24 protein-coding genes are annotated in these 23,621 nt (G+C 59.2%); 12 read left to right on the top strand and 12 right to left on the bottom strand.

What is annotated here, in order from left to right; translation table 11 throughout:
- Nucleotide 1: 1 nt before the first annotated feature.
- The gene (locus RVM24_RS00335) at nt 2-1,258 is read right to left on the bottom strand and encodes a glutamate-5-semialdehyde dehydrogenase (protein WP_342631910.1); all 1,257 of its coding nucleotides are present in this window, start codon (nt 1,256-1,258) and stop codon (nt 2-4) included.
- Between the two features lie 137 nt (nt 1,259-1,395).
- Here RVM24_RS00335 and RVM24_RS00330 point away from each other — a divergent pair, with 137 nt between their 5' ends.
- The 3 genes from RVM24_RS00330 to RVM24_RS00320 are packed head-to-tail and all read left to right on the top strand — an operon-like array spanning nt 1,396 to nt 4,861.
- Entirely contained in the window at nt 1,396-2,412 is a 1,017-nt protein-coding gene (locus RVM24_RS00330) for a GGDEF domain-containing protein (protein ID WP_342631909.1), read from the top strand.
- Complete coding sequence (locus RVM24_RS00325) at nt 2,409-3,407, top strand: GGDEF domain-containing protein (protein WP_342631908.1); 999 nt, start codon at nt 2,409-2,411, stop codon at nt 3,405-3,407. Before RVM24_RS00330 ends, RVM24_RS00325 begins: the two co-directional genes overlap by 4 nt.
- Nucleotides 3,404-4,861: a bifunctional DedA family/phosphatase PAP2 family protein gene (locus tag RVM24_RS00320; protein ID WP_342631907.1), complete on the top strand. Its 1,458-nt coding sequence runs from the start codon at nt 3,404-3,406 to the stop codon at nt 4,859-4,861. Before RVM24_RS00325 ends, RVM24_RS00320 begins: the two co-directional genes overlap by 4 nt.
- Here the strand turns inward: RVM24_RS00320 and RVM24_RS00315 are convergent.
- Nucleotides 4,858-5,436, bottom strand: a complete 579-nt coding sequence (locus RVM24_RS00315; RefSeq protein WP_072678278.1) for an LON peptidase substrate-binding domain-containing protein — start codon at nt 5,434-5,436, stop codon at nt 4,858-4,860. The two genes, RVM24_RS00320 and RVM24_RS00315, sit on opposite strands and share 4 nt — an antisense overlap.
- Before the next feature lie 45 nt (nt 5,437-5,481).
- Nucleotides 5,482-6,735 (bottom strand): HDOD domain-containing protein, encoded by a 1,254-nt coding sequence (locus tag RVM24_RS00310; protein WP_342631906.1) that lies wholly within the window; start codon nt 6,733-6,735, stop codon nt 5,482-5,484.
- Between the two features lie 151 nt (nt 6,736-6,886).
- Between RVM24_RS00310 and ilvD the strand changes: the two genes are divergently transcribed.
- Nucleotides 6,887-8,722: a dihydroxy-acid dehydratase gene (gene ilvD / locus RVM24_RS00305; RefSeq protein ID WP_431474757.1), complete on the top strand. Its 1,836-nt coding sequence runs from the start codon at nt 6,887-6,889 to the stop codon at nt 8,720-8,722.
- A gap of 69 nt (nt 8,723-8,791) precedes the next feature.
- Here ilvD and RVM24_RS00300 read toward each other — a convergent pair whose 3' ends face one another.
- Both RVM24_RS00300 and RVM24_RS00295 read right to left on the bottom strand, forming a co-directional pair.
- Nucleotides 8,792-9,190: a peptidoglycan-binding domain-containing protein gene (locus RVM24_RS00300; RefSeq protein WP_431475388.1), complete on the bottom strand. Its 399-nt coding sequence runs from the start codon at nt 9,188-9,190 to the stop codon at nt 8,792-8,794.
- Nucleotides 9,191-9,292: 102 nt separating this feature from the next.
- The gene (locus RVM24_RS00295) at nt 9,293-10,384 is read right to left on the bottom strand and encodes an AI-2E family transporter (protein ID WP_342631904.1); all 1,092 of its coding nucleotides are present in this window, start codon (nt 10,382-10,384) and stop codon (nt 9,293-9,295) included.
- 137 nt (nt 10,385-10,521) lie between these two features.
- Here RVM24_RS00295 and RVM24_RS00290 point away from each other — a divergent pair, with 137 nt between their 5' ends.
- From RVM24_RS00290 to RVM24_RS00280, 3 genes are all read left to right on the top strand, one after another.
- Nucleotides 10,522-10,872 carry a hypothetical protein gene (locus RVM24_RS00290; RefSeq protein ID WP_061333031.1) on the top strand — a complete coding sequence of 117 codons (351 nt, stop codon included), beginning with the start codon at nt 10,522-10,524 and terminating at the stop codon, nt 10,870-10,872.
- Between the two features lie 97 nt (nt 10,873-10,969).
- On the top strand, nt 10,970-11,218 hold the full coding sequence (locus RVM24_RS00285; protein WP_058090983.1) for a hypothetical protein: 249 nt from the start codon (nt 10,970-10,972) through the stop codon (nt 11,216-11,218).
- Nucleotides 11,219-11,340: 122 nt separating this feature from the next.
- Nucleotides 11,341-12,240, top strand: coding sequence for a haloalkane dehalogenase (locus RVM24_RS00280; RefSeq protein ID WP_061333030.1), 900 nt, complete (start codon nt 11,341-11,343; stop codon nt 12,238-12,240).
- 12 nt (nt 12,241-12,252) lie between these two features.
- Here the strand turns inward: RVM24_RS00280 and RVM24_RS00275 are convergent, their stop codons facing one another.
- Nucleotides 12,253-13,041 (bottom strand): acyl-CoA thioesterase, encoded by a 789-nt coding sequence (locus RVM24_RS00275; RefSeq protein WP_342631902.1) that lies wholly within the window; start codon nt 13,039-13,041, stop codon nt 12,253-12,255.
- Nucleotides 13,042-13,238: 197 nt separating this feature from the next.
- Here RVM24_RS00275 and RVM24_RS00270 point away from each other — a divergent pair, with 197 nt between their 5' ends.
- Complete coding sequence (locus tag RVM24_RS00270) at nt 13,239-14,762, top strand: DEAD/DEAH box helicase (RefSeq protein ID WP_342631901.1); 1,524 nt, start codon at nt 13,239-13,241, stop codon at nt 14,760-14,762.
- Between the two features lie 20 nt (nt 14,763-14,782).
- Here the strand turns inward: RVM24_RS00270 and RVM24_RS00265 are convergent, their stop codons facing one another.
- From RVM24_RS00265 to RVM24_RS00250, 4 genes are all read right to left on the bottom strand, one after another.
- Entirely contained in the window at nt 14,783-15,298 is a 516-nt protein-coding gene (locus tag RVM24_RS00265; protein ID WP_342631900.1) for a dihydrofolate reductase, read from the bottom strand.
- A gap of 392 nt (nt 15,299-15,690) precedes the next feature.
- Nucleotides 15,691-16,530, bottom strand: coding sequence for a thymidylate synthase (locus RVM24_RS00260; RefSeq protein ID WP_342631899.1), 840 nt, complete (start codon nt 16,528-16,530; stop codon nt 15,691-15,693).
- Nucleotides 16,527-17,315 carry a prolipoprotein diacylglyceryl transferase gene (gene lgt, locus RVM24_RS00255; protein ID WP_058090989.1) on the bottom strand — a complete coding sequence of 263 codons (789 nt, stop codon included), beginning with the start codon at nt 17,313-17,315 and terminating at the stop codon, nt 16,527-16,529. Before lgt ends, RVM24_RS00260 begins: the two co-directional genes overlap by 4 nt.
- Before the next feature lie 10 nt (nt 17,316-17,325).
- On the bottom strand, nt 17,326-18,123 hold the full coding sequence (locus tag RVM24_RS00250; RefSeq protein WP_342631898.1) for a sulfite exporter TauE/SafE family protein: 798 nt from the start codon (nt 18,121-18,123) through the stop codon (nt 17,326-17,328).
- A 99-nt stretch (nt 18,124-18,222) separates the two neighbouring features.
- On the opposite strand from RVM24_RS00250, the gene RVM24_RS00245 reads away from it, so the two are divergent.
- The 4 genes from RVM24_RS00245 to dxs all read left to right on the top strand — a co-directional run bounded on the left by RVM24_RS00245 (nt 18,223) and on the right by dxs (nt 22,275).
- Complete coding sequence (locus RVM24_RS00245) at nt 18,223-18,996, top strand: NRDE family protein (protein WP_138435385.1); 774 nt, start codon at nt 18,223-18,225, stop codon at nt 18,994-18,996.
- Between the two features lie 57 nt (nt 18,997-19,053).
- Nucleotides 19,054-19,311 carry an exodeoxyribonuclease VII small subunit gene (locus RVM24_RS00240; protein WP_058090992.1) on the top strand — a complete coding sequence of 86 codons (258 nt, stop codon included), beginning with the start codon at nt 19,054-19,056 and terminating at the stop codon, nt 19,309-19,311.
- Nucleotides 19,311-20,207: a (2E,6E)-farnesyl diphosphate synthase gene (gene ispA / locus RVM24_RS00235; protein WP_431474756.1), complete on the top strand. Its 897-nt coding sequence runs from the start codon at nt 19,311-19,313 to the stop codon at nt 20,205-20,207. The genes RVM24_RS00240 and ispA overlap by 1 nt, the downstream gene beginning before the upstream one ends.
- A gap of 136 nt (nt 20,208-20,343) precedes the next feature.
- Nucleotides 20,344-22,275, top strand: coding sequence for a 1-deoxy-D-xylulose-5-phosphate synthase (dxs, locus tag RVM24_RS00230; protein ID WP_431474755.1), 1,932 nt, complete (start codon nt 20,344-20,346; stop codon nt 22,273-22,275).
- A 56-nt stretch (nt 22,276-22,331) separates the two neighbouring features.
- On the opposite strand, the gene ribA is transcribed toward dxs, so the two are convergent.
- Nucleotides 22,332-22,943: a GTP cyclohydrolase II gene (gene ribA / locus RVM24_RS00225; protein WP_058090995.1), complete on the bottom strand. Its 612-nt coding sequence runs from the start codon at nt 22,941-22,943 to the stop codon at nt 22,332-22,334.
- Nucleotides 22,944-23,075: 132 nt separating this feature from the next.
- Complete coding sequence (moaC, locus tag RVM24_RS00220; protein ID WP_058090996.1) at nt 23,076-23,558, bottom strand: cyclic pyranopterin monophosphate synthase MoaC; 483 nt, start codon at nt 23,556-23,558, stop codon at nt 23,076-23,078.
- Nucleotides 23,559-23,621: the final 63 nt, after the last annotated feature.

Genomic DNA, 23,621 nt, shown 5'->3' with positions numbered 1-23,621 from the left:
ATCATGCCCGGATGTGGCCGTCGCCAAACACCACGTATTTTTGTGACGTCAGTCCTTCCAGGCCCACCGGTCCACGGGCATGGAGCTTGTCGGTCGAGATACCGATTTCCGCACCCAGGCCGTATTCAAATCCGTCAGCGAAGCGGGTAGAAGCATTCACCATCACCGAACTGGAATCGACTTCGGTCAGGAATCGGCGGGCACGGGAGTAGTTTTCGGTAATAATGCTCTCGGTGTGCTGAGAGCTGTAGCGGTTGATGTGATCCATGGCCGCCTCCAGCCCAGCCACAACCCGCACCGCAAGAATGGGCGCCAGGTACTCCGCATGCCAGTCTTCTTCCGTGGCAGCGATCACATCGGGCAGGACCGCCCGGGTGCGTTCACAGCCACGCAGCTCAACCCCCTTGGCCACAAACTCCCGAGCCAGCAAAGGCAGCATGTCATCGGCAATTTCCTCATCCACCAGCAGGGTTTCCATGGTGTTGCAGGTTCCGTAACGGTGGGTCTTGGCATTGACGGCGACCTTCAGCGCCTTTTCCGGGTCCGCGTGGCTGTCAATGTATACATGGCAAACACCATCCAGGTGCTTGATGACCGGCACCCGGGCGTCACGGCTGATTCGTTCAATCAGGCCTTTGCCGCCCCGCGGCACGATCACATCCACATACTGGGGCATGGTAATGAGTTCACCTACTGCAGCCCGGTCGGTAGTCGCCACCACCTGCACTGCCGTTTCAGGTAAACCGGCTTCAGCCAGCCCGGTCGCCAAGCAGGCAGCGATGGCCTGGTTGGAATGAATAGCCTCAGAACCTCCGCGCAGAATGGTAGCATTACCCGACTTCAGGCACAGGCTGGCTGCTTCAACCGTCACGTTGGGGCGGGATTCGTAGATAATGCCAATCACCCCCAGAGGCACCCGCATCTTGCCAACCTGAATGCCGGACGGCCGGTAGGTCATGTCGGTAATTTCACCCACAGGATCTGGCAAGCCTGCCACCTGTTGCAGCCCCTCAATCATGGTGTCAATGCGGGCCTCAGTAAGCTCCAGGCGGTCAAGCATGGCATCATCCAGACCATTCGCCCGGCCATTTTCAAGATCCTTCTGGTTGGCCCGCACCAGCTCGGTACGGGCGGCACTCAACGCCCTGGCCGTTGCCAGCAGTGCCTGATTGCGAACGGCGGTGGTTGAACGGGCCACTTCCCGGGCGGCGGCCCGAGCCTGTTGACCGAGTTCTGCCATGTAGGCTGCTACATCCATCGGATTACCTTTATATTTTGCATACTGATTCCGGAACTGGAACGCTACTTTACCTTTCCCGTTTCAAGTCCGCATCCCAAACGACTATTATAGCGCTGCACAGATTCAAATGGATGCGCCAGCAAAGGATAGATAACATGCCCCAGTCGGCTGAAAAGTTCCTGCCAGGCCGGCTCTCAAGAGCCGGTTTTGTTGCGCTTGCGCTCACCAGCGCAGCCGGCATAATGCTGGGCGAATTCCTGCTGGCGGCTTGCGCTGCCGCGGCGGCGGGCATCAGCCTGGCCAGCAACCCACGTTTCACCAGCCACCATGCCCGGCTCTGGAAACACTTCAAAACAGCCAGCTACTCAATCCTGGCAATCCTGTTACTGGTCGCACTCTGGCAGGGGCCCTGGGCGCTCAGCCACTGGCTCTATGTACTACCGCTAGTGACTTTTGCTCTGATGCCAACCCATATTGCAGCCCTGATCACTGCGCTCCTGACCTTTGCCATACTGGTTTCCACCCAATGGGCCGTGATTCTTCCCGACCGCCACCAGATGATCAGTGCCTTTGTGCTGACAACGCTGCTCTCCACGCTGCTGATCTTCCTGCGAGAATACAAGGCCCGGCAGCTGGCACCGCTGAGGCGAACCGACGAACTCACCCAGGCCGCCAGCCGGGAGTACCTGTCTGCCGACCTGCACAAGGAAATCCAGCGCAGCGAGCGTGAGGGCACCGACATGTCTGTGATGATGATCGGGCTGGATACCCACCTGAGTGACAATGATCCGGACGAAGACATTCGCGCCATCCTGCCCAGAATTGGCCGTTACCTGCATTCCCAGCTTCGGGATTTTGACACTTACTACCGAGTAGCCGACCTGCAGTTTCTGGTTATCCTGCCTGGTATCAACACCGCGGGCGCCGCCGCTAATGCCGAAAAAATCCGCAATGGCCTTTGCAAGCTGCTTGATTCCCACGGCATGAGGCTGACCGTCAGCACCGGCATTGCCGGCCTGAACATCGGAGACGACGCAGACAGCCTCCAACACAGCGCCGCCAATGCGCTCCGCCGGGCACAGCAACAGGGGGGCAACCGCACCCAGGCCTACAGCAACTGGCGACACCCGGATGTCCAGAGCCCCACCGGCACCGAAGGTGACGCGCGATGACAGAAACAAGACTCAGAACCTGGACTCACAGCTTCGGCTACGGACTGGCGGCCCTGTTCATTTTCTCGCTGGCACTGCAGAACCTGCGCTACGGCTTTTACGAGTTATTCTATCTCGCCCTGGCGATGACCTGCCTGTTGCTGGCCGGGCTGATCTACACCTTCGTGTGTCGCCGCCAGCAGCTATCGGCCCCCGGGCACCTGCTGATTCTGGCCGGCCTCAACGCAGGCCTGGTGGCTGCCATTCTGGTTTTGGACAGCCCCGGAATAACTCACTGGGCGATGCCGCTCCTGATCCTGAATCTTCTCGTTCTGCCGCTGCGCCAGGGGCTAAGCCTGTCTGCCTTGCTCCTGGTTCCGGTAATGGGTGCTGTGTGGCTCGGTCATCCCGCCGCCTACGCCCTGATGACCTCGGTGGGCCTGATCCTGACACTTGCAGTCGGCGCCCTGTACATCTGGCACTACGATCACATCGCCCAATCAGCGGAGGATCTTGCCATTACCGACCCGGTCACCGGCGCCCACAACTCACGGTTTCTTGACGAAACGCTGCAAAAGGAAATCAGCAGAGCGATTGCCACTGGTCACCCCTTGTCAGTGATTAACCTGAGCTTTGATTACACGGACGAAATAAGGGACCTGCATGGCAAAGCGGGGCTGCAGAACCTGTTTAAATCGGTCACCGAGCATCTGTTTGGCGTTATCCGGGCGGGCGACAGCCTGTACACCCTGAACGACTCGGAGTTTTTCCTGATCCTCCCCTTCACGCCAGAGGAAGGCGTACGCGTCATCGCCGAGCGGATTCGCAGAACCATTGGCGAAAGGGAGTGGAGCGGTATTGGCAGGCTCTCTGTCAGCTTGGGCTGCACCACTCGCGGCAACGGCGATACCAGTACGGTCTCACTCCGTAACCGGGCCAATCAGGCAATGCATCAGGCACGTAAACGGGGTATGGATTCGGCCTGGTTCAGCCCGGGAGAGTCCGTCGACATATGATTGAAAGCTGGCTGGCTGGTGCCGCAGCCTGGGTAGCAGACAACCCCGGCTGGCTGATACTGGCACTCTTTGCAACCGCCATGGTGGAGTCCCTGGCAATTGCCGGCATTGTTGTACCCGGCGTTGCCATGCTGTTTGGTTTTGCCGCACTGGCAGGAAAATCCGGCATGCCCCTGTCCGAAGCCCTGGCCTGGGCAGGCATGGGAGCGGTTATCGGTGACCTCATCAGTTTTACCGTGGGCCGTTTCTTCAAGGGGCGGCTGCATTCGGTCTGGCCCTTCAGCCGTTACCCAGGGCTAATCACCCGGGGCGAGTCTTTTTTTAATGCCCACGGCGGCAAAAGTGTGATTGCCGGGCGTTTTATTGGCCCTATCCGCCCGGTCATCCCGCTGATTGCCGGTGCGCTGCACATGCCATGGCGCCGGTTTCTTACCTTCAACCTGATTTCTGCGGTCGGCTGGGCTCTGGTCTATGTGCTGCCGGGCTATGCCGTCGGCAGCGCCCTCGCCAGCGAAATAGAACCACCACCTCATTTCTACCCGGTTATTGGCATCAGCGCAGCGGTGCTCGTGGCTTTGTACGTGGTGGTTCTTCAGTTCCGGCTTGGCGTTGGCGAGGGCAGCAGGCCCTACCGCTGGCTGGAGTCGTTTATGGCCCGTTACGACACCACGCATCGGTTCTGGCGGCTTTACACCAACGAACGGCCTGCCCGCAAAGGCGAATTCCCCCTGCCATCGATTGTTCTGGCTACGGGGTCATTGGCGATGTTTGTGATCCTGACCCAGTTGATTACTTACAGCCGGCGGATCAACGAGCTGAACCACCTGGTGGTTGCCTGGTTTGAAGTGCTGCGGCAACCGCTGCTGGATATTCCGGTGATCGCCGCCACGCTCATGGGCGACCCTCCGGTACTGATCAGTGCGGCCGTACTGGCCGTGGCAATTCTCTCGTTCAGGGGGTATTACGCCGCTGCCCTGCACATTGCCCTGGCGGCGATTCTCTGCTTTGCCTGCGTATGGCTGGTCAAAACCGGCCTGATGGTGGATCGCCCGGATCAGGTGCTTAGGCCACCGGCCTCAGGCGCTTTTCCCAGCGGCCACACTGCAGGGGCAACGGTGTTGGTAACTATGGCCGCCAGCTTCATCGCTGGCGAAAACAGGATGCGACAACGCTGGCAAACCTATGTATTGCTGTCCTTCCCCCTGGTGCCTATCGCCCTGAGCAGGCTCTACCTGGGGGTACACTGGTTTACCGATGTACTGGGAGGAGTATTGCTGGGGATGGCCATTACCGGCGCCATTCGCGCCAGCTACAGTCGGTACGACCGAGTACCCATCTGGCCGGATGCCCTGACCTGGGCAGCGGTAATGCTCTGGCTGGCGTTCGCCGCAGGTTACCTCATCACTCAGTGGGACACCGCCAGTCTTTCCTATTCGCCCTTGCCTCCGGGCTAGTTCTGCTCCAGCGCCTCAAGCAATTCCTGAAGCCGTTGCAGCCGCTCGAGGGGATCCTGCAGTTCTGCCAGCCGCTGTTTTTCCTGCTTGTCCAGGGGCAGCAGCTCCGTTAGCCGCCAGCCTACGTCCCGGGCATCCTCGTAGTCCACATCCATACCCAGATCCTTGACAACCGGGTGGCGGAACAACGCCCTCAGCACGGAAGGCAGTTCATGGTAACGCTCAGGGACCTCGCTTTCGGCTTCTGCGATCAGGCACTCCACGTCCCCCAGGTTCAAGCCGTCTTCCTGCTGCCAACTGCGAACAACAGACACTTTCAACTCACCCTCCACAGTAATCCCGAGCAGCCCGCTGTCCAATTGCTGGAAATCGATAATCCGCACGTAGGTTCCGATATCGTAGAACGCCGCCTGTCGGGCGGTTTCACCGCCCTCACGGAGCAAGACCACCACAAACCCACGGTCTTCTTTCATACACCGGGAGAGCATGTCGATGTAGCGGGGCTCAAACAGCTGGAGGGGAATGCGCCCCTTGGGCAAAACAATTGAATTCAACGGAAACAGGGGAACATTCATAATGGTGTCATTCACTGCAGGGCAGACTCCGTCATCAGGCAGTAGTTATCGGATGGACAGGAGCTTTTGCACCTCATCTACCCGTTCACGGGCCTCACTCAAAAGCTGTAGGCTCCGGGAGGCATTGAGATCCAGTTCCCCCAGGCGGCGCCAGGCTGGCACCTGGTCAAAAGCGGGCAAGCCGGCATTCTGACTGGATCCAATCATGGAATGCAACTGCGCCACGATCACAACATCAACCAGTTGGGGCGCAGACTCCCGACACTCATAGTTCCAGTCTTCCGCATGGCGGGCGGACTCGATAAACGCTTTCGGAAACTGCCAGTTCTCCAGAACCGCACACCCTACATCGGCCCGCAACTCCGACATGGCATGCTGAAGGTTCTTTTCATCGGCAAACAGGTTCACATGGTGCTCGGCCTGCACCAAGACCGGAACGATACCAATATCGTGTAGCAAGCCCGCCAGCAGGGCCTCTTCCGGGTCAATCCGGGTGGCGTGATCCGCCAGCACCCAACACAAGGCCGCCACCTCCCGGGAATGCCGCCAAAGCTGTTCCATTTCCTTCTGCAGCGAGGCCCGACGAGTCTTGAACACCTCGCGCATGGCAAATACTGTTACCAATTGCCGGGTGGTTCGCATACCCAAACGAACCACCGCCTCCCGCACGTTCCGGACATCACTGAACCCCCGGTACAACGGACTATTGCAGGACCGCACCAGCTTTGCCGCCATGGCGGGGTCGGCTGAGACCGCCTTGGATACATCAAGCGCCGTCGAGTCTTCGCGGTCCACCACCCGACGCACTTTCCAGGCCACATCCGGCACACTGGGCAACTTGAGCTGATTGGAGCGGAGTTCGGCGTAAAACTCCATCAACAGATGATGTTCTTCACTTTCATCGGCGCCGCCATCCCCGGAATCCATTTCCACCTGGGCAACCGGCGCCGACCTCAGCATCTGGTTCAGAACCTCCTGCTCAATGACCAGAAACTCGCAGGGTTTGACTGCAGTAACGTCGTACATCCTGGGTTGCAACCGGGCGATGGGGTTGAGTGCCTTTTCCGTCTCAGCCTCAATCACCGTTTTACGGCCGTCCACAGACTCGAGCTCTACCTTCCCGGATATCAGGAAAAAGTCCAGGCCGTCGCGAACGCCCCGCTCCATCACCCGTTGGCCGGGCCCATGGGTCCGGCGTTCAGCCCGGCTGGCCAACAACACCAATTGATCGTCCGTCAACCGCCCCAATGGCTGGAAATCCTTGAGACGACGCAGCTGCAGGCTTTCCTGGCCACCCATAGACAGACTCCCTCGAAATTCTGGTCAAAATATCCCGTTACTTGTTACGTATTGTAAACACGCACTGGCAAAACAGCCATGCGACCAGCGTTTAATCTGGTATCCTTTGTGCTCAAGTACAACCAGATAACCAGGGAGACAGCAGCACACCATGCCCCAGTACCGTTCCCATACATCAACCGCTGGCCGCAACATGGCCGGTGCCCGGGCGCTCTGGCGCGCCACCGGCATGAAAAATGAAGACTTTGGCAAACCAATCATCGCCGTTGCCAACTCCTTCACCCAGTTTGTGCCTGGCCACGTTCACTTGAAAGACCTCGGACAACTGGTCTGCCGTGAGATCGAAGCGGCTGGCGGCGTTGCCAAAGAGTTCAACACCATTGCGGTGGATGATGGCATCGCCATGGGCCATGACGGCATGCTTTACTCCCTGCCCTCCCGGGAAATTATTGCCGATTCTGTCGAGTACATGGTTAACGCCCACTGTGCCGACGCGCTGGTTTGCATTTCCAACTGCGACAAGATCACCCCTGGCATGCTGATGGCCGCCATGCGCCTGAACATTCCGACAATCTTCGTCTCCGGTGGCCCGATGGAGGCCGGCAAAACCAAGTTGTCCGAGCACAAACTGGACCTGGTGGACGCCATGGTGATCGCAGCCGACCCGACTGCCACCGATGAAATGGTCGAAGAATACGAGCGTAGCGCCTGTCCTACCTGCGGTTCCTGCTCCGGCATGTTCACTGCCAACTCCATGAACTGCCTCACCGAAGCCATTGGCCTGGCGCTGCCCGGTAACGGTTCCATGCTGGCCACCCACGCCGACCGTGAACAGCTGTTCCTGAACGCCGGTCGTCAAATTGTGGAGAATGCCAAGCGCTATTACGAGCAGAACGATGCCAGCGTGCTGCCACGCAGCATTGCGTCGTTCTCCGCGTTCGAGAATGCGATGGTCATGGACATTGCCATGGGCGGCTCCACCAACACGATTCTGCACCTGCTGGCGGCGGCCCAGGAAGGCGGTGTTGAGTTTACGCTGGCCGAAATTGACCAGCTGTCGCGGAAAGTACCCCAGCTGTGCAAGGTGGCTCCCAACTCCCCGAAATACCATATGGAAGATGTACACCGGGCCGGCGGTATCATGGGCATCATGGGTGAACTGGAACGTGGCGGACTGATCAACGTCGATTTGCCAACGGTACACAGTAAAACCATGAAAGATGCCCTGGAAGTATGGGACATCATGCGTTCTCCCACCGCTGAGGTGGTTGAGTTCTACAAGGCCGGCCCGGCGGGCATTCCCACCCAGACTGCCTTCAGCCAGAGCACCCGCTGGCCCAGCCTGGACGGCGACCGTGAAAACGGCTGCATCCGGTCCGTTGAAAATGCCTACTCATCCGAGGGTGGCCTGGCGGTTCTGTTCGGCAACATTGCCCAGGACGGCTGCGTGGTAAAAACAGCGGGCGTGGATGAGAGCATCTACGTGTTCGAGGGTAAAGCCAGGGTCTTTGAAAGCCAGGATGCGGCAGTTGCCGGCATTCTGAGCGACGAAGTCAAACCCGGCGAGGTCGTCATTATCCGGTATGAAGGCCCCCGTGGCGGCCCAGGCATGCAGGAAATGCTGTACCCCACCAGTTACCTGAAATCCAAGGGCCTAGGCAAGGAATGCGCCCTGCTGACGGACGGCCGCTTCTCAGGTGGCACTTCCGGATTATCCATCGGGCACGCGTCACCAGAAGCCGCCGCCGGCGGTGCCATCGGCCTGATCGAGAATGGTGACACCATCCTGATCAATATCCCGGAGCGCAGCATCAATCTGCAGGTCAGCAACGAAGAACTGGACAAACGTCGCAAAGACCGTGACGCCAGAGGCTGGAAGCCCGAACTCGCCCGCGACCGCAAAGTCTCTGCAGCACTCAAGGCCTACGCGCTGCTGGCGACCAGTGCCGACAAAGGTGCTGTGCGGGACCTGTCGAAACTGGACTAAGCACCCACGCACTAACAAAAAAGCCCGCCTGACGGATGCCTGGCGGGCTTTTTTGTGGCTATCGTCCGGTCACCACAGTGACCAGCCGCTCTCCTCTTCTTCCTCTTCGGGCTCCGGCTCGGTCGCGGCAGCGGCACTCTCCTGTGCCGCCGGCGCAGCTCCAGCTCCGGCCTGGCCCGCAGCGCTGGCCACCGGCTGCACAGCGGTCATACCCAGGGCGCGCTCGGTTGCCTCATCCAGCGAACCGGTTACCTCAAGCCCCTGGTCACTCTGGAACTTTTCCAGTTCGGCTCGGGTATTACTGTCCAGTTCCGGGTTAACGTTTTCTATATCGTAACCGGCACCGTACAAAGCATGCTTGAGGGCGACGACGTCGTTGGCATAGGCCGGGGATGTCAATCCCAGGAAAGCGATAGTTCCGGCGGCCATAGCCGCCTTTCGTATGCGATGGCTGAAAGGATTCGTCATTGACACCTGATCTGCTCCTGATACCTCAGGGATATCGGTCTATTTATTGTTATGTGGCGCCCATCTCCACAAGCCCGGGCGACCCACAGACCCTAACACAGATCAGTCGTCCCTTGCCGAACCTGTCGCACGTTCCGGCATATTCCCGGTAGTTTCGTTGCCAAACTCCCGGATAAAGATACCCCAGAACGCCATGAACAGAGCCGCCACCAGCGGGCCCATCACAAACCCGTTAATGCCGAACATGACAAGCCCCCCGAGGGTCGACAGCAAAACCAGGTAGTCCGGCATCTTGGTATCCCGCCCCACCAGGATGGGCCGTAACAGGTTATCGGCCAGGCCAATTACCACCATACCGTAGACCGTCAGAATGACCGCTGGCACCACCTCACCGATGGCAGCCAGGTAGACCGCCGCCGGAATCCACACAATGGCAGCGCCAACGGCCGGTAGCAGGGAGAAAATGGCCATCACCACCCCCCACAGGAGCGCACCGGAGATCCCCAGAATCCAGAAAATCACGCCACCCAGCGCCCCCTGAATGATGGCAATCAGCAAATTGCCCTTGACCGTTGCGCGGGTAACTTCGGCAAACTTGGCAAACAGCAGGCGCTCTCGCTCATCACCCAGGGGCAACGCCTTGATCAGCAGCTCGACCAGTTGCTGGCCATCCCGAATCAGGAAAAACGCCAGATACACCATAAGCGCCAGGCCGAGGAAAAACTGGAAAGTGTTCTGGCCGATGCCCAGCGCCTGCTTGGCAAGGAACTGGCTGCCTCCAACAAACACACTGACCACGCGATCCCGCAATTCACCGAAACTGATATCGAACTGGCCCAGAAATGCCTGAATGGCCGGGAACGACCGGTTGACCTGGTCAATGTATTCACCAGGACGGATCTCACCGCTCTGGATCTTCTGGTACAGCCCCATGCCTTCGGTGATCAGGGCTGCTCCCAGCCCAAGCACCGGAATCACCACGATGATGATGCAAACCAGCAGGGTGATCATGGCATTGATGTTAGGCCTGTCGCCCATACGGCGGGTCAGCCACTGATTGACCGGGTAAAAAATCAGGGCAATGGCGATGGCCCAGAATATTGGCCCGAAAAATGGCTTCATCAACAACGCGAAGGCGATGGAAACGCCCACCAGCATCGCCAGAAAAGTCCGTGTCTCAAGTTTTGCGTACATAATCCCTATACCCTGAAGCGAACGGTGCCCATAACAGATGGAACGTTTCACGAAAAAACAGACTAACACGATAGCGTGGCCACTATAGCCACCTTCACGATATAGTATCAGGTTATCGATCAGCCAATTAACAGGTCATGTTGTTGGATTCAGACGCTTTTACCGTTGAAACAGCCCTTGAGGCCGCGACAGAACTCCAGAAGGTTCTGGCTTCGCGTATGCACCGCCGTAAGGTGATGGGGCAGGAAGTTCTGGTGCCTGGTCAACTCGGTGAAGCCCTACATCTTCCGCGCATCATCAACCGCTTGCAGAGCAAACAGCAGAGGCAACGGGACAGAGGGCTGGAAGACTTCCAGGAACTGTGGCCAACCCTGTCCGAGTATACCCGGCACCGGGTCATGGACAAACTCGGCTGGTACGACCCGAAAGACCTGGACTGGGAGGACAAACGCTCAAACCGTCGCCCCGTGGTCGATCCTGACGCCTGATACGTATAACTGCTGAACCCGAACCAATGCAGGATCACTGTGGCGACTTTGAACTGTCACATTTTGTCCTTATGTTCTATGGATCAGGAGGATTATTATGACAAATACTACCCATTACACCGCCATCCTGGCTGAAGGCAGTGCCGTGCCGACACTGTTGTGCGGCCATTGCCGTTCCATTCTTTCCAGAGCCAGGATTTTCAGAAACCAGGGCGACGGCCATCAGGACATCCATTGCCATACCATCGGCCTGTGCTCGGCCGACGACTGTGGCGCCGTCAATTGTTGTGACGATGCTTTGGCCCGGATTGACAACCCTGAACGCCTGTTTGATATCGCGTCCTGATTCAAACCGGCAACGCACTGTTACGCAACTCAAACACACAAAATTTCCATCTGATTTATCCTGATTTCCGACGATTGCCGTAAAGACAATCACGCAACCAATCAGTCAGGACAGTCGATGGCATGCGTATTCTGAGAACCGACGAAGCCCGCTTCGCAGGCCTTCCGGATTATCCCTTCCAAGCAAATTATCTGGACGTTGAGCCAGGCCTGCGCATGCACTTCGTCGATCAAGGTCCGACCAATGGAGCACCGGTGGTCATGCTGCATGGCGAGCCCTCCTGGTCCTACCTTTACCGGCACATGATCCCCATGGTCGCAGAAGCAGGTTACAGGGTACTGGCACCGGATCTGATCGGCTTCGGAAAATCCGACAAACCAGCCAATGTGACCGATTACAGCTACAGTAGCCATATGAGCTGGCTGGCCCGCTGGCTGGAAGACCTGAACCTCACCAACATCACCCTGGTGTGTCAGAATTGGGGATCACTGCTTGGCCTGAGACTGGCCGCAGAACATCACAGACGTTTCAGCCGGATCATTGTCGGTAACGGCATGCTGCCTACCGGAGACTCGCCGGTGCCTGCAGTGTTCCGTGCTTGGAAAGCGTTTGCCAGCCACAGCCCCTGGTTTCCCGTGGCCCGCATCATACAGCTGGGTACCGAAAGGGCTCTGAGCCCGGGTGAGATGGCGGCATACGAGGCACCCTTTCCGAGCGCGGCATTCAAAGCGGGTGCCCGCGCCTTTCCGGGCCTGGTTCCGGTTTCACCGGATGATCCAGCCAGCGCCGCCAACCGTGAGGCCTGGCGGATCCTGGAGAAATGGCGCAAGCCCTTCATCACCTGCTTCAGCAATGGCGATCCGATCACCCGGGGAGGTGATCGTCACATGCAAAGACGCATTCCCGGGGCACTAGGACAGCCCCACATTACCCTGCGCGGTGGCCATTTCCTGCAGGAGGACTCCCCCAGAGAGTTTGCCCGGGTCATACTGGACGCCCTGAAAGCTGAAATGGCGGCCTGAGCCCCCACCCATTCAACCAAAAACGGTCACCGTCTGGCGGCTCAGCGCCACCAGTTCGCCGCTCCCAGTCCAGATACCGGCATGGGTATGGCCGTAACCGGCACCTGCCTGATCAATCGTGGCCCTGTAGAGCAGCCACTCTCCCGGCTTCATGGTCGGCCGCGGATGCACAATCTCCAACGCCCAGCTCAGGGAACTGGCCGGTGCGGGCCCCTTCAAATGCGGTAATAATGCTGGTGGCCAGGCATCCACCAACGCCACAATGTGCGCGTCGGTCAGGGCCGAGGGCGTCTCCCGGAACTGCATCCAGCCCCCCATCTCACGACCACCCTTGCCGGAAAACGGCATGTTGCCGAAAGACCAGCGCATGTCGATATGCTGGGTAAATTCCGGGGTAACGCCGGGAATGTATGGCAACTCCTGGCATTGGTCTACCGGAACAGCCTCCGGGGCGGGCGATGGCGCCACCTGAACTGATGACTCCCGATCACCACCAAAACTCGCCAGGCACGCCAGCCTGGTCTCACCGTTTTGCAGAATTCGCCCCTGTACCTGAGAGACCGCCTTGCCCTCACGCAACAACTCTGCCTCAAACACCGCAGGCACATCCGGTTCCACCGGCCCGACAAAAGACACCTGCATCGCCCGCATGGCCCTGCCAGGGGCAACTTTCGACGCCATCACGTCGAATGCCAGCGCCGCTACCAGCCCACCGAAGGTAGCCCGTCCCTGCCCCCAACTGGCCGGGATCACAACGTCTCGGCCCTCGCGCACCGAATTCAGAAGCTCATCGAACGTCATACTCTTCCATTCCTGTTAATTAGCCTGCAAACAACCAAGACTGCCGCAGTTTACCGAAGCTGGCAAGCTGCTTCCCCGGCAACTACCTACCCTATTACCGGCAATAGTCATGTTAAAGACTGCCCAAACCGACTATAATGTTTCAAAATCATGCATTGCATTTGTAATGCGATACCCTCCGAATACCGAGTACATTCATGTCAGAATTGTCTTTTGCCGAACTGGGGCTGGATCCAGCAGTACTGGAAGCCGTCTCCGCAGTTGGCTATGAAACTCCGTCGCCCATCCAGGCGCAATCCATTCCAGCCTTGCTGGCCGGCAACCACCTACTGGGTGTTGCCCAGACCGGTACTGGCAAAACGGCCGCGTTTGCACTGCCGCTGCTGAGCCGTATTGATGCCAGCGTTGCAGAGCCCCAGATTCTGGTGCTTGCCCCTACCCGGGAGCTGGCCATTCAGGTAGCCGAGGCGTTCACCACCTACGCCAGCAAGTTCAAACACTTCCACGTTCTGCCGATTTACGGCGGCCAGGATTTTGCGCCACAGATCCGCGGCCTGAAGCGTGGCGCCCAGGTCATCGTGGGTACGCCAGGCCGGATGCTGGACCACCTGCGCAAAGGTACCCTGAAGCTGGGCAGCCTGAAGGCACTGGTGCTGGATGAAGCAGACGAAATGCTGCGCATGGGCTTTATTGACGACGTAGAAGCAATTCTGGCGAAAACTCCGGACACCTGTCAGCGCGCCCTGTTCTCGGCCACCATGCCGCCGCAGATCAAAAAGGTTGCCCAAACCTATCTGAAGAACGCCACGGAAGTGCGCATTGAAAGCGAAACCCGCACCGTTGAGCGTATCGCCCAGTTCGTTCTGCCAGTCTACGCGGAGCGCAAGCTGGACGCCCTGACCCGCATCCTGGAAGTGGAGCCGTTCGACGCCTCTATTATCTTCGTGCGCACCAAGGCCGAGACCACCCTGCTGGCGGAAAAACTGTCAGCCCGAGGCCATGCGGTTGCGCCCCTGAGCGGTGACCTCAACCAGCGCCAGCGTGAACAGACCGTAGAAGACCTCAAGCGCGGCAAGAAAGACATCATCATCGCCACCGATGTTGCTGCCCGTGGCCTGGACGTGCCCCGGATTACCCACGTGATCAACTACGACGTGCCCTACGACACCGAGGCGTACATCCACCGGGTTGGTCGCACCGGCCGCGCCGGCCGCACCGGCAAAGCGATTTTGCTGGTCACACCGCGCGAGCGCAGCTGGCTGCGCACCCTGGAGCGGGCCACCAACTCGCCAATGGAACCGTACCAGCTGCCGTCACCGGCTGCCCTTCAGAAAATGCGGGTAGAGCAGTTTGAAGAGCAACTGCTGGGCTTCACCAACGATCCCCGATCTGCCAAGGCCATTGCCCTGCTGGATGACATTGCCGAGCGCAATGACATGGACATGGCCGCCGTTGCTGGCGCCCTCGCCTGCTTGCTGGAAGCCTCCCAGCCGGATTCCCTGCCGCTGGAGCAGCCCGAAGCCCTGCCGGAAGTGTCGGCAGCGCCCCGTCGCGACCGCAAAGGCCCGCCTCCGGGCAAAGGCGGTTTCCGCAAGGGTGGGCCCGGCAAGAAATTCAGCAAAGATGGCAAGCCCGGCTTCCGCAAGGGACCGCCCAAGGGCAAGCCTGCTGGCAAAGGCGGCAAGCCCTCTGCCAATAGCCCCAAGCGCGCCCCGCGCTAAGGGCCAGAACCGCTAGCCGGTCAGGCTGACCGGCTACGCTGGTAGACGACAAAGCTGTAGTCGTAAGGATTATTGTCAGACGCGGAGAAATCTTCGCGTCCGATCTCTTCCCAGTCATCCCAGTTCACTTCCGGAAAGTAAGCGTCGCCATCTACTTCGGCGTGTACTTGTGTGATGTACATCCGGTCGACCATGGGCAGTGCCTCGGCGTAGATCTGGCCACCGCCGATAATCATTACCTCATCACCACCCTCCAGCTCCGCCTGGGCCTGAGCCTTGACCAACGCCTCATCCAATGAAGCCGCCGCAACCGTACCGGCCGGCGCCTGCCAGTCTGCATTCCGTGAAATGACGACGTTCATCCGTCCCGGCAGTGGCCTTCCAATAGAATCCCAGGTTTTCCGCCCCATGATGATGGGCTTACCCATGGTCGCCTGCTTGAAGTAACGCAGGTCGCCAGGCAGATACCAGGGGAGCTTGTTGTCCCGCCCGATGACGCGGTTCCGGGACATCGCAACAATCAGTGCTTTTCTCATATTTGGTCCTCATAACCTGGAGTTCTGGGCCTTTGGCTTGAGCCTTGGGGGCGGCAAGAGGGCGGGGATGCCTCTCCAAAAAACGCCTCAAGGCATCCCTGCGCGGCTTGGGCTCCGCCATCCCTGGCTCCGCACATTTTTGGAGAGGCATCCCCGCCCCCTTGCGGCTTAACCATTCAGGCAGGCCGGACTGTTTAAAACCTTACTGCGCATCCGGGATCTTCGATCACCATTGTTCGAAAGCAGGGCAGCGGGTGGGGCTTTCCGAAAATGTGCGGAGCCAGGGATGGCGGAGCCAAGCGTACACGGACGTATTCACAGCGTTTTTCGGAAAGCCCCACCCGCTGCCCTGCCTCCCCCCAGCCAACCGGACCGCGATCCCAGGCTCGGGATCAGATCGCTATCGGAGCCTTAATCACCGGGTAAGGGTCATAGCCTTCGAATTCAAAATCTTCCAGCTCATAGTCGAAGATGGATGCCGGCTTGCGCTTGATGACCAGCCTGGGCAACGCACGGGGCTCGCGCTTTAGCTGCTCGAACACAATATCGTCGGTCAGGTGATTACTGTACAAGTGACAGTCCCCAAACGTGTGCACAAACTCACCAACATCCAGATCACACTGCTGGGCAATCATGTGGGTCAACAAAGCATAAGACGCAATGTTGAAAGGCACCCCCAGAAACAGATCCGCACTCCGCTGGTACAGCTGGCACGACAGCTTGCCGTCCGCCACGTAGAACTGGAACAGACAGTGGCAGGGAGCGAGCGCCATACGCCCTTCCCGCACATTATCCTGAGGACTGACTGACTCATCCGGCAGTTCCGCCGGGTTCCAGGCGGAGACAATCAGGCGGCGGGAGTTGGGCTGGGTTCGGATTTGCTCGATAACCTCGCTGATCTGATCGATCACCCGACCGTCGTGGCACTGCCAGCTGCGCCACTGCTTGCCGTAAATTGGCCCCAGGTCGCCATTATCGAGTGCCCATTCATTCCAGATGCTGACCTTTCGTTCCGCCAGCCAGTTGTTGTCGGTGGAGCCTTTCAGGAACCATAACAATTCGTAAATGATGCTGCGCAGGTGGACTTTCTTGGTGGTCACCAGCGGAAAGCCGTCCTGCAGGTTAAAGCGCATTTGCCGGCCGAACACGGAGCGGGTGCCAACCCCGGTGCGGTCGCCCTTGTCGAATCCGTTGTCGACAACGTCTTGCATCAGGTCGAGGTAAGCTTTCATGCAGCGTTTCTCCGGTAAGCAATAACAATCAGGGCAGCGCCGGCAATAACCATGGGCAACGATAGCACCTGCCCCATGGTCAGCCAGTCGAAGGCCAGGTAACCCAGTTGCGGGTCAGGCTGGCGGAAGAATTCGGTAAAGAATCGGAAGCTGCCATAGCAGGCCAGAAACAGGCCAGAGACGGCCATTTTCGGGCGCGGCCGGGAGGAGAACCACCACAGGATGGCGAACAGTACCACGCCTTCCAGGGCAAACTGGTAGAGCTGGGAGGGGTGCCTGGCCAGGCTGTCTGGAGCGGTGCGGAATACCATGCCCCAGGACACATCCGTCGGTTTGCCCCAGAGCTCCCCATTGATGAAGTTGCCGATGCGGCCCGCGCCCAGACCCACCGGCACCAGCGGCGCCACAAAATCGGCGATGCTCCAGAACCCGGCCGACGTTTTACGCCCGAACCACCACATCGCCAGCATAACGCCCAGCAGGCCGCCGTGGAACGACATCCCCCCTTCCCACACCCGCAACAACCATAACGGGTCGGCCAGGAAGGCATCGAAGTTATAAAACACCACATACCCGAAACGGCCACCGAGAATGACACCCAGGGCCATGTAAAACAGCAGGTCACCTACTTGCTCTTCATTCAGGGGCGACCAGGGTTTGCGGCTACGCAGGCGGCCAAGCCACCAGCCAGCGGCGAAGCCAACCAGGTAGGTCAGGCCATACCAGTGGATTTTCAGGGGGCCGATGGCGATGGCCACCGGGTCAATCTGCGGGTGTTGCAACATGAATACGCTCTCAACTAAGCAGGAATCGGAGGCCGACGAGGATCAGCACAACGGCAAATATCTTCTTCAACAGGCGGCCATCCAGCTTGTGTGCCAGCTTTGCACCGAAACGGGCAAAAAAGACACTGGTGGCAACAATACCGACCAACGCCGGCAAATAGATAAACCCAATACTGAAATCGGGCAGCTGCGGGTTCTGCCAGCCGGTCCAGATGTTGCCAGCAGCACCAGCCAAGGCAATCGGCAAGCCACAGGCCGCGGACGTGGCGACAGCCTGTTGCATGCGCACGTTACACCAGGTGAGGTAAGGCACGGAGAGTGTGCCACCACCAATTCCGAAGATGGCAGATGCCCAGCCCACAAACCCACCGGCCACCCCGAGACCGGCGTTACCAGGCACATCCCGACCGGGCTTCGGGTTTGCTTCCAGCAGCATTTTCAGCGCGACCAGAATCGCAAAGGCGCCAATGATGGTTTTCAGCATCGGGCCACTCAGCAGCGATGCCGTCCACGCCCCGGACAACGCCCCGACGATGATTCCGACCGTCATGGGCCGCACCAGTTCCCACCGGACAGCACCATGGATATGGTGGGTGCGGATGGAACTGATGGACGTAAAGACAATCGTGGCCAGAGAAGTACCAATAGCGAGGTGAGCGGCGATCTCGGCACTGAACCCCTGGAAGCCAAAAGTGAAAATCAGCACCGGAACGATAACCAGGCCACCGCCGATTCCGAACAGGCCTGCCATGGTGCCTGCCAGTGCACCTAGTGCCAGATACAGAATGAATATACCGATCAGGGTCATGTTTGTTTGCTTAATCCCGGGAATAAATCAGGCTGGTATGATACGCATTGTTGCCAAACGCTGCAGCCTCCCAATTCAATTAAAGGATTGCCATCGACCATGTGCCTCATTGCTTTCGCCATCGGACAAAGCCCGGAATTTCCCCTGGTGGTGGCAGCCAACCGGGACGAGTTCTTCCGGCGCCCCACCGCCGCCATGGACTGGTGGCAGGATAACAGCGGCCAGCAAATTCTGGCCGGACAGGACCTGGAATCCGGCGGCACCTGGTTGGCGGTCAATACCGACGGCACGGTAACAGCCGTTACCAATGTGCGGGAAGGAAGCCCCGAGGCTGGCCGCCAAAGCCGTGGCGAACTGCCCTTACACGCACTGAGACTCTCAACCGGTGAACTGCAATCCTCACTGGATGCAGAGCCCGGGCGCTATGCGGGGTTCAACCTGGTGAAGCTGACCGGTCTTGGAGGCTGGTATTACAGCAATCGGGACGCCCACCCGGGCCGGCAGGTATTCCGGGGCGTTTATGGCCTGAGCAACCACCTGCTGCAGACCCCCTGGCCAAAACTGCTGAGGCTACGCAAGGCCGTTGGCCATTGCGTGGAACAAGCGCGCCAAGACCCGGCGCCGCTGCACAAACAGCTACTGTCACTCTTACAGGACACCACGCCAGCGCCCGACCGGAGCCTTCCGGATACCGGCGTTGGCATGGAAACCGAGCGATTTCTGTCTTCACCATTCATCGTCGGCGACCACTACGGAACCCGAGCAACCACGGTTGTTACCGTGTCCCGACAGGGCCAGGTGTCAGTCACCGAGCAATCCTGGGGACCGAATGCCACAACTCTGGAAAAACGCCAATTCGCCTGGCAGCGATAGCTCAGGGACTCTGATATAATCCGCGCAATTTCCGAAACACCTGACCGGAGGTCGCCCATGGCCGGTGAGAATAACAGCAGCACATCCATTGCCGACTTTGAAAAATCCCTGGACGAACTTGAGCGATTGGTTCGCGATCTTGAGCAGGGAGAGCTTTCGCTGGAGCAGTCACTGGCAGCCTTCGAACGGGGCGTAAAGCTCACCCGAGAATGCCAGACCGCCCTGAAAACCGCCGAACAGCGTGTTGAACAGCTGGTTCAGAACAGCGATGGCTCCCTGGAGACCCGTCCCTTTTCAGCGGATGATGCCAACTGATGAGTGAACGCCTGTCCCTGGCTCTGGAATTTCTGGAGCAATCCCGCCAGCAGATTGACCAGGCACTGGAACGCTCTATTCGCGATGGCGCCGCCTCACCCAGGCTGGATGAGGCCATGCGCTACAGCGTTCTGGGCGGTGGCAAGCGCGTTCGCCCGGCACTGTGCCTGGCCGCGGCCCGCGCCATCGGCGCCGATCCATTGGCGGCGCTGACCCCCGCCTGTGCGCTGGAACTGGTGCACGCCTATTCCCTGGTGCACGACGACCTGCCCGCCATGGATGACGACGACCTCCGGCGTGGCCGACCAACCGTTCACATCGCGTTTGACGAAGCCAGCGCCATACTGGCCGGCGATGCGCTGCAAACCCTGGCCTTTGCACTTCTGGCGGAGGCCCCGGAGCTGTCAGACCAACAACGCATCGCAATGATTCGGGAACTGGCGACCGCCAGCGGACATCAGGGCATGGTTGGTGGCCAGGCCATTGATCTGGAATCGGTTGGCCGCCAACTGACCATAGAACAGCTTGAGTCCATGCATCGCCACAAAACCGGCGCCCTGATCGAAGCCAGTGTTCGCCTTGGCGCGCTGGCATCCGGTTCGGTCACAGATCAACAACTGGCCGCCCTGTCTGATTTTGCCAGCGCCCTGGGCCTGGCGTTCCAGGTGCAGGATGACCTGCTGGATATTGAAGGCGATACCGAAATTATCGGAAAGCGGCAGGGCTCGGACGCCGCCAGGGAGAAACCCACCTATCCGGCCCTGCTGGGTGTTTCCGGTGCCAGGGAACACCTTGAGAAGCTGCTGGATCAGGCCCAGAGTGCCCTGGACAGTTTCGGCGAAGAAGCCGAGGTGCTTAGGGCCATGGCCGATTATGTGGTGGCCAGAAGCCACTGAACCGCGCTGACAAACAAGAATCGGCCGGTTTGACGACACCGTTTTGTAACATCTGGCCCGGGAAGTGTGAAACACACCTCCCTGTTCCCTTATAATGCCAGTCATAGAATCCATATTCCGATAAAGACCCGAGCTGATGCAGGACACATACATTTTCAGGGAAATCCCGTCGCAGCGGCCCAACACGCCCATTCTTGACCGGATTGACGTGCCCGCCCAGCTGCGCACCCTGCCCGAGGAAGATCTTCCCCAACTGGCCAGAGAACTCCGGGCTTTTCTGCTTTGGTCTGTCGGCCAGACCGGCGGGCACTTTGGTGCCGGCCTGGGCGTTCTGGAACTGACCGTCGCCCTGCACTATGTCTTCAATACGCCTGAAGATCGACTGGTCTGGGATGTTGGCCACCAGGCCTACCCCCACAAGATCCTGACGGGTCGCCGGGAACAGATGGGCAGCATCCGCCGCAAGGATGGCCTGGCCGGGTTCCCGAAACGCGCGGAAAGTGAATACGACACCTTTGGCGTTGGCCACTCCAGCACATCGATCAGCGCCGCACTGGGCATGGCCATTGCTGCCCGCATGCAGAATACCGGGCGCAAGAGCATCGCCGTAATCGGCGACGGCGCAATGACCGCCGGGATGGCCTTCGAGGCCCTGAACCACGCCGGCCATCTGCATGCCGACATGCTGGTCATCCTGAACGATAATGACATGTCGATCTCCCGCAACGTGGGCGGGTTGTCCAACTATTTTGCCAAGCTGCTGGCCAGCCGAACCTACAACCAGGTTCGGGACAGCAGCAAGAAAGTGCTGAAAAGCACCCCGCACCTGATGGCGCTGGCGAAGAAAACCGAAGAACACTTCAAGGGCATGATTGCCCCGGGCACGCTGTTCGAGGAGCTGGGCTTCAACTACATCGGCCCGATTGATGGCCACGATCTGCCATTGCTGGTTGAAACCCTGGAGAACATCCGGGAGCTGGACGGCCCGCAGTTCCTGCATGTGGTCACCACCAAAGGCAAAGGCTTTGCGCCCGCAGAGGCGGACCCCATTGGCTATCACGCCATCAACAAGATTGAACCCGTGCCACCGAGCAAACCGGAGCCGGTCAAACCGAAGCAGGCCAAACCAAAATACGCCAACGTCTTCGGACAATGGCTGTGCGATGCCGCCGAGCAGGATGAGCGCGTGGTCGGCATTACACCCGCCATGTGTGAAGGCTCAGACCTGCTGGCGTTTTCCGAACGCTACCCGGACCGCTACTTTGACGTCGCCATCGCCGAACAACACGCGGTCACCCTGGCCGCCGGACTGGCCTGTGACGGTGCCAAACCCGTCGTGGCCATCTATTCCACATTTCTGCAACGGGGCTATGACCAACTGATTCACGACGTTGCCATCCAGGATCTGGACGTGCTGTTTGCCATCGACCGGGCGGGGCTGGTGGGCGAAGACGGCCCGACCCATGCCGGCGCGTTCGACATCAGCTATCTCCGCTGCATCCCGAAAATGGTGGTGATGACCCCCTCAGATGAAAACGAAACCCGCCAGCTCCTGCACACCGGTCTTCAGTACCATGGCCCAGCTGCCGTGCGCTACCCCCGGGGCACCGGCCCCGGTGCCGAAATCCAGCAGGCGCTGTCGGCTCTGCCCCTCGGCAAGGGTCGCGTTGTCCGCGCGGGCGCTCGGGTGGCCATACTTAACTTTGGCACCCTGTTGGGCTCAGCCCTGGAAGCGGCCGACAGCCTGAATGCGACAGTGGCGGATATGCGTTTCGTTAAACCACTGGATGAGAGCCTGGTACTGGAACTGGCCGAACAACATGACCTGCTGGTAACGCTGGAAGAAAACGTGGTGGCCGGCGGTGCCGGTAGCGCAGTGACCGAATGCCTGAATAAACGGGAAGTGATGCTGCCGGTGCTGCAGCTGGGCTTGCCTGACCGCTTCGTCGACCATGGCAAGCACGGGGAATTGCTCAAGGAATGCGGGCTGGACCCGGAAGGTATCCGTAGCGCCATCGCCAGTCGGATTGACCGCCTCGGTAACGCCGCCCTGACCGCCATCAAGTGATCACTGCTGGCTGATAGCGCAGCCGTGCTATCAGCCGACTCTGCCAACCGGCTCAATCAGGCCGGGTCGTCATCCTGATGAGTCTCGAGCCAGTGGCCGAGCTTGCTTTGCTTGGTATTGAGATAGTGTTCGTTGTGCGGGTTGCGACCCACGTGCAGGGGAACCCGCTCCGAAATCTGAATTCCGTAAGACTCCAACGCCTTGACCTTCCTGGGGTTGTTGGTCATCAGCTTCAGGCTTCGGATCCCCAGGTGCTCGAGCATGTCCTTGCACATGCTGTAGTCCCGCAAATCCGCACCGAAACCCAGCCGCTCGTTGGCCTCTACGGTATCTGCGCCCTGGTCCTGCAACCGGTAGGCGCGAATCTTGTTCAGCAACCCGATGCCACGGCCTTCCTGGCGCAGGTACATCAGAATGCCACGGCCTTCGCGGGCAATGCTGCGCAATGCTTCTTCCAGCTGATACCCGCAATCACAACGCATACTGTACAGGGCGTCGCCAGTCAGGCACTCGGAATGGGTACGTGCCAGCAGCGGCTCATCGCTATCAATATCGCCCAGCGTTAGTGCCACATGCTCCTTTCCGGTGTCCGGCTCCTCAAAGCCGTGCATGTCGAACACACCGAAGGGGGTGGGCAAACGGCAGGTCTCAATGTAACGAACAGCCACTGTATTTCCTCGTGGTTCTGACAAATTGGGCGGGCATTCTATCATGCGGCTGCTTGCCTGGCGTAGTGTTGGCACGTTTACTCTCCGAATACAGTGTGGTCGGAAAGAGTACGGCCAAGGCCAGAGAGCAGATCATTGTTCCGGCGCGCGCCAGTGTCCCGAGCGACCACCCTTCTTTTCCAACAGCCGCACACCATCCACCACCATCGCCTTATCAACGGCTTTGCACATGTCGTACAGGGTCAAAGCGGCAACACTGGCAGCCGTGAGCGCCTCCATCTCGACACCGGTCTGCCCCGACAGCTTGCAACGGGTAAGGATATGCACAGAGGCGCCATCCGCCCCCGGAGACAACTCCACTTTCACCGATGTCAGATTCAGGGCATGACACAGGGGAATCAGGTCATGGGTCTTCTTGGCCGCCATGATGCCGGCGATACGGGCGGTAGCCAGCACGTCGCCCTTGGGATGCTCACCATCAATGATCATTCGCAGGGTTTCCGGCGCCATGCGGATGGTTGCTTCCGCCCGGGCCTCCCGCTCGGTGACGGCCTTGCTCGTCACATCCACCATTCGGGCTTCGCCCTTATCATCCAGATGGGTCAACTTGCTCACGCTGTACTCCCCGCTCGTTGTTGATCTGTCAATGTTTAACCACTTTCGCACAGGCTGATGCCG

The sequence above is a fragment of the Marinobacter sp. KM021 genome, from assembly GCF_050707965.1.
GTDB classification, from domain to species: domain Bacteria; phylum Pseudomonadota; class Gammaproteobacteria; order Pseudomonadales; family Oleiphilaceae; genus Marinobacter; species Marinobacter shengliensis.
Note: the sequence above shows the minus strand (reverse complement) of the source record. Positions and strands in the feature narration are given on the sequence as shown.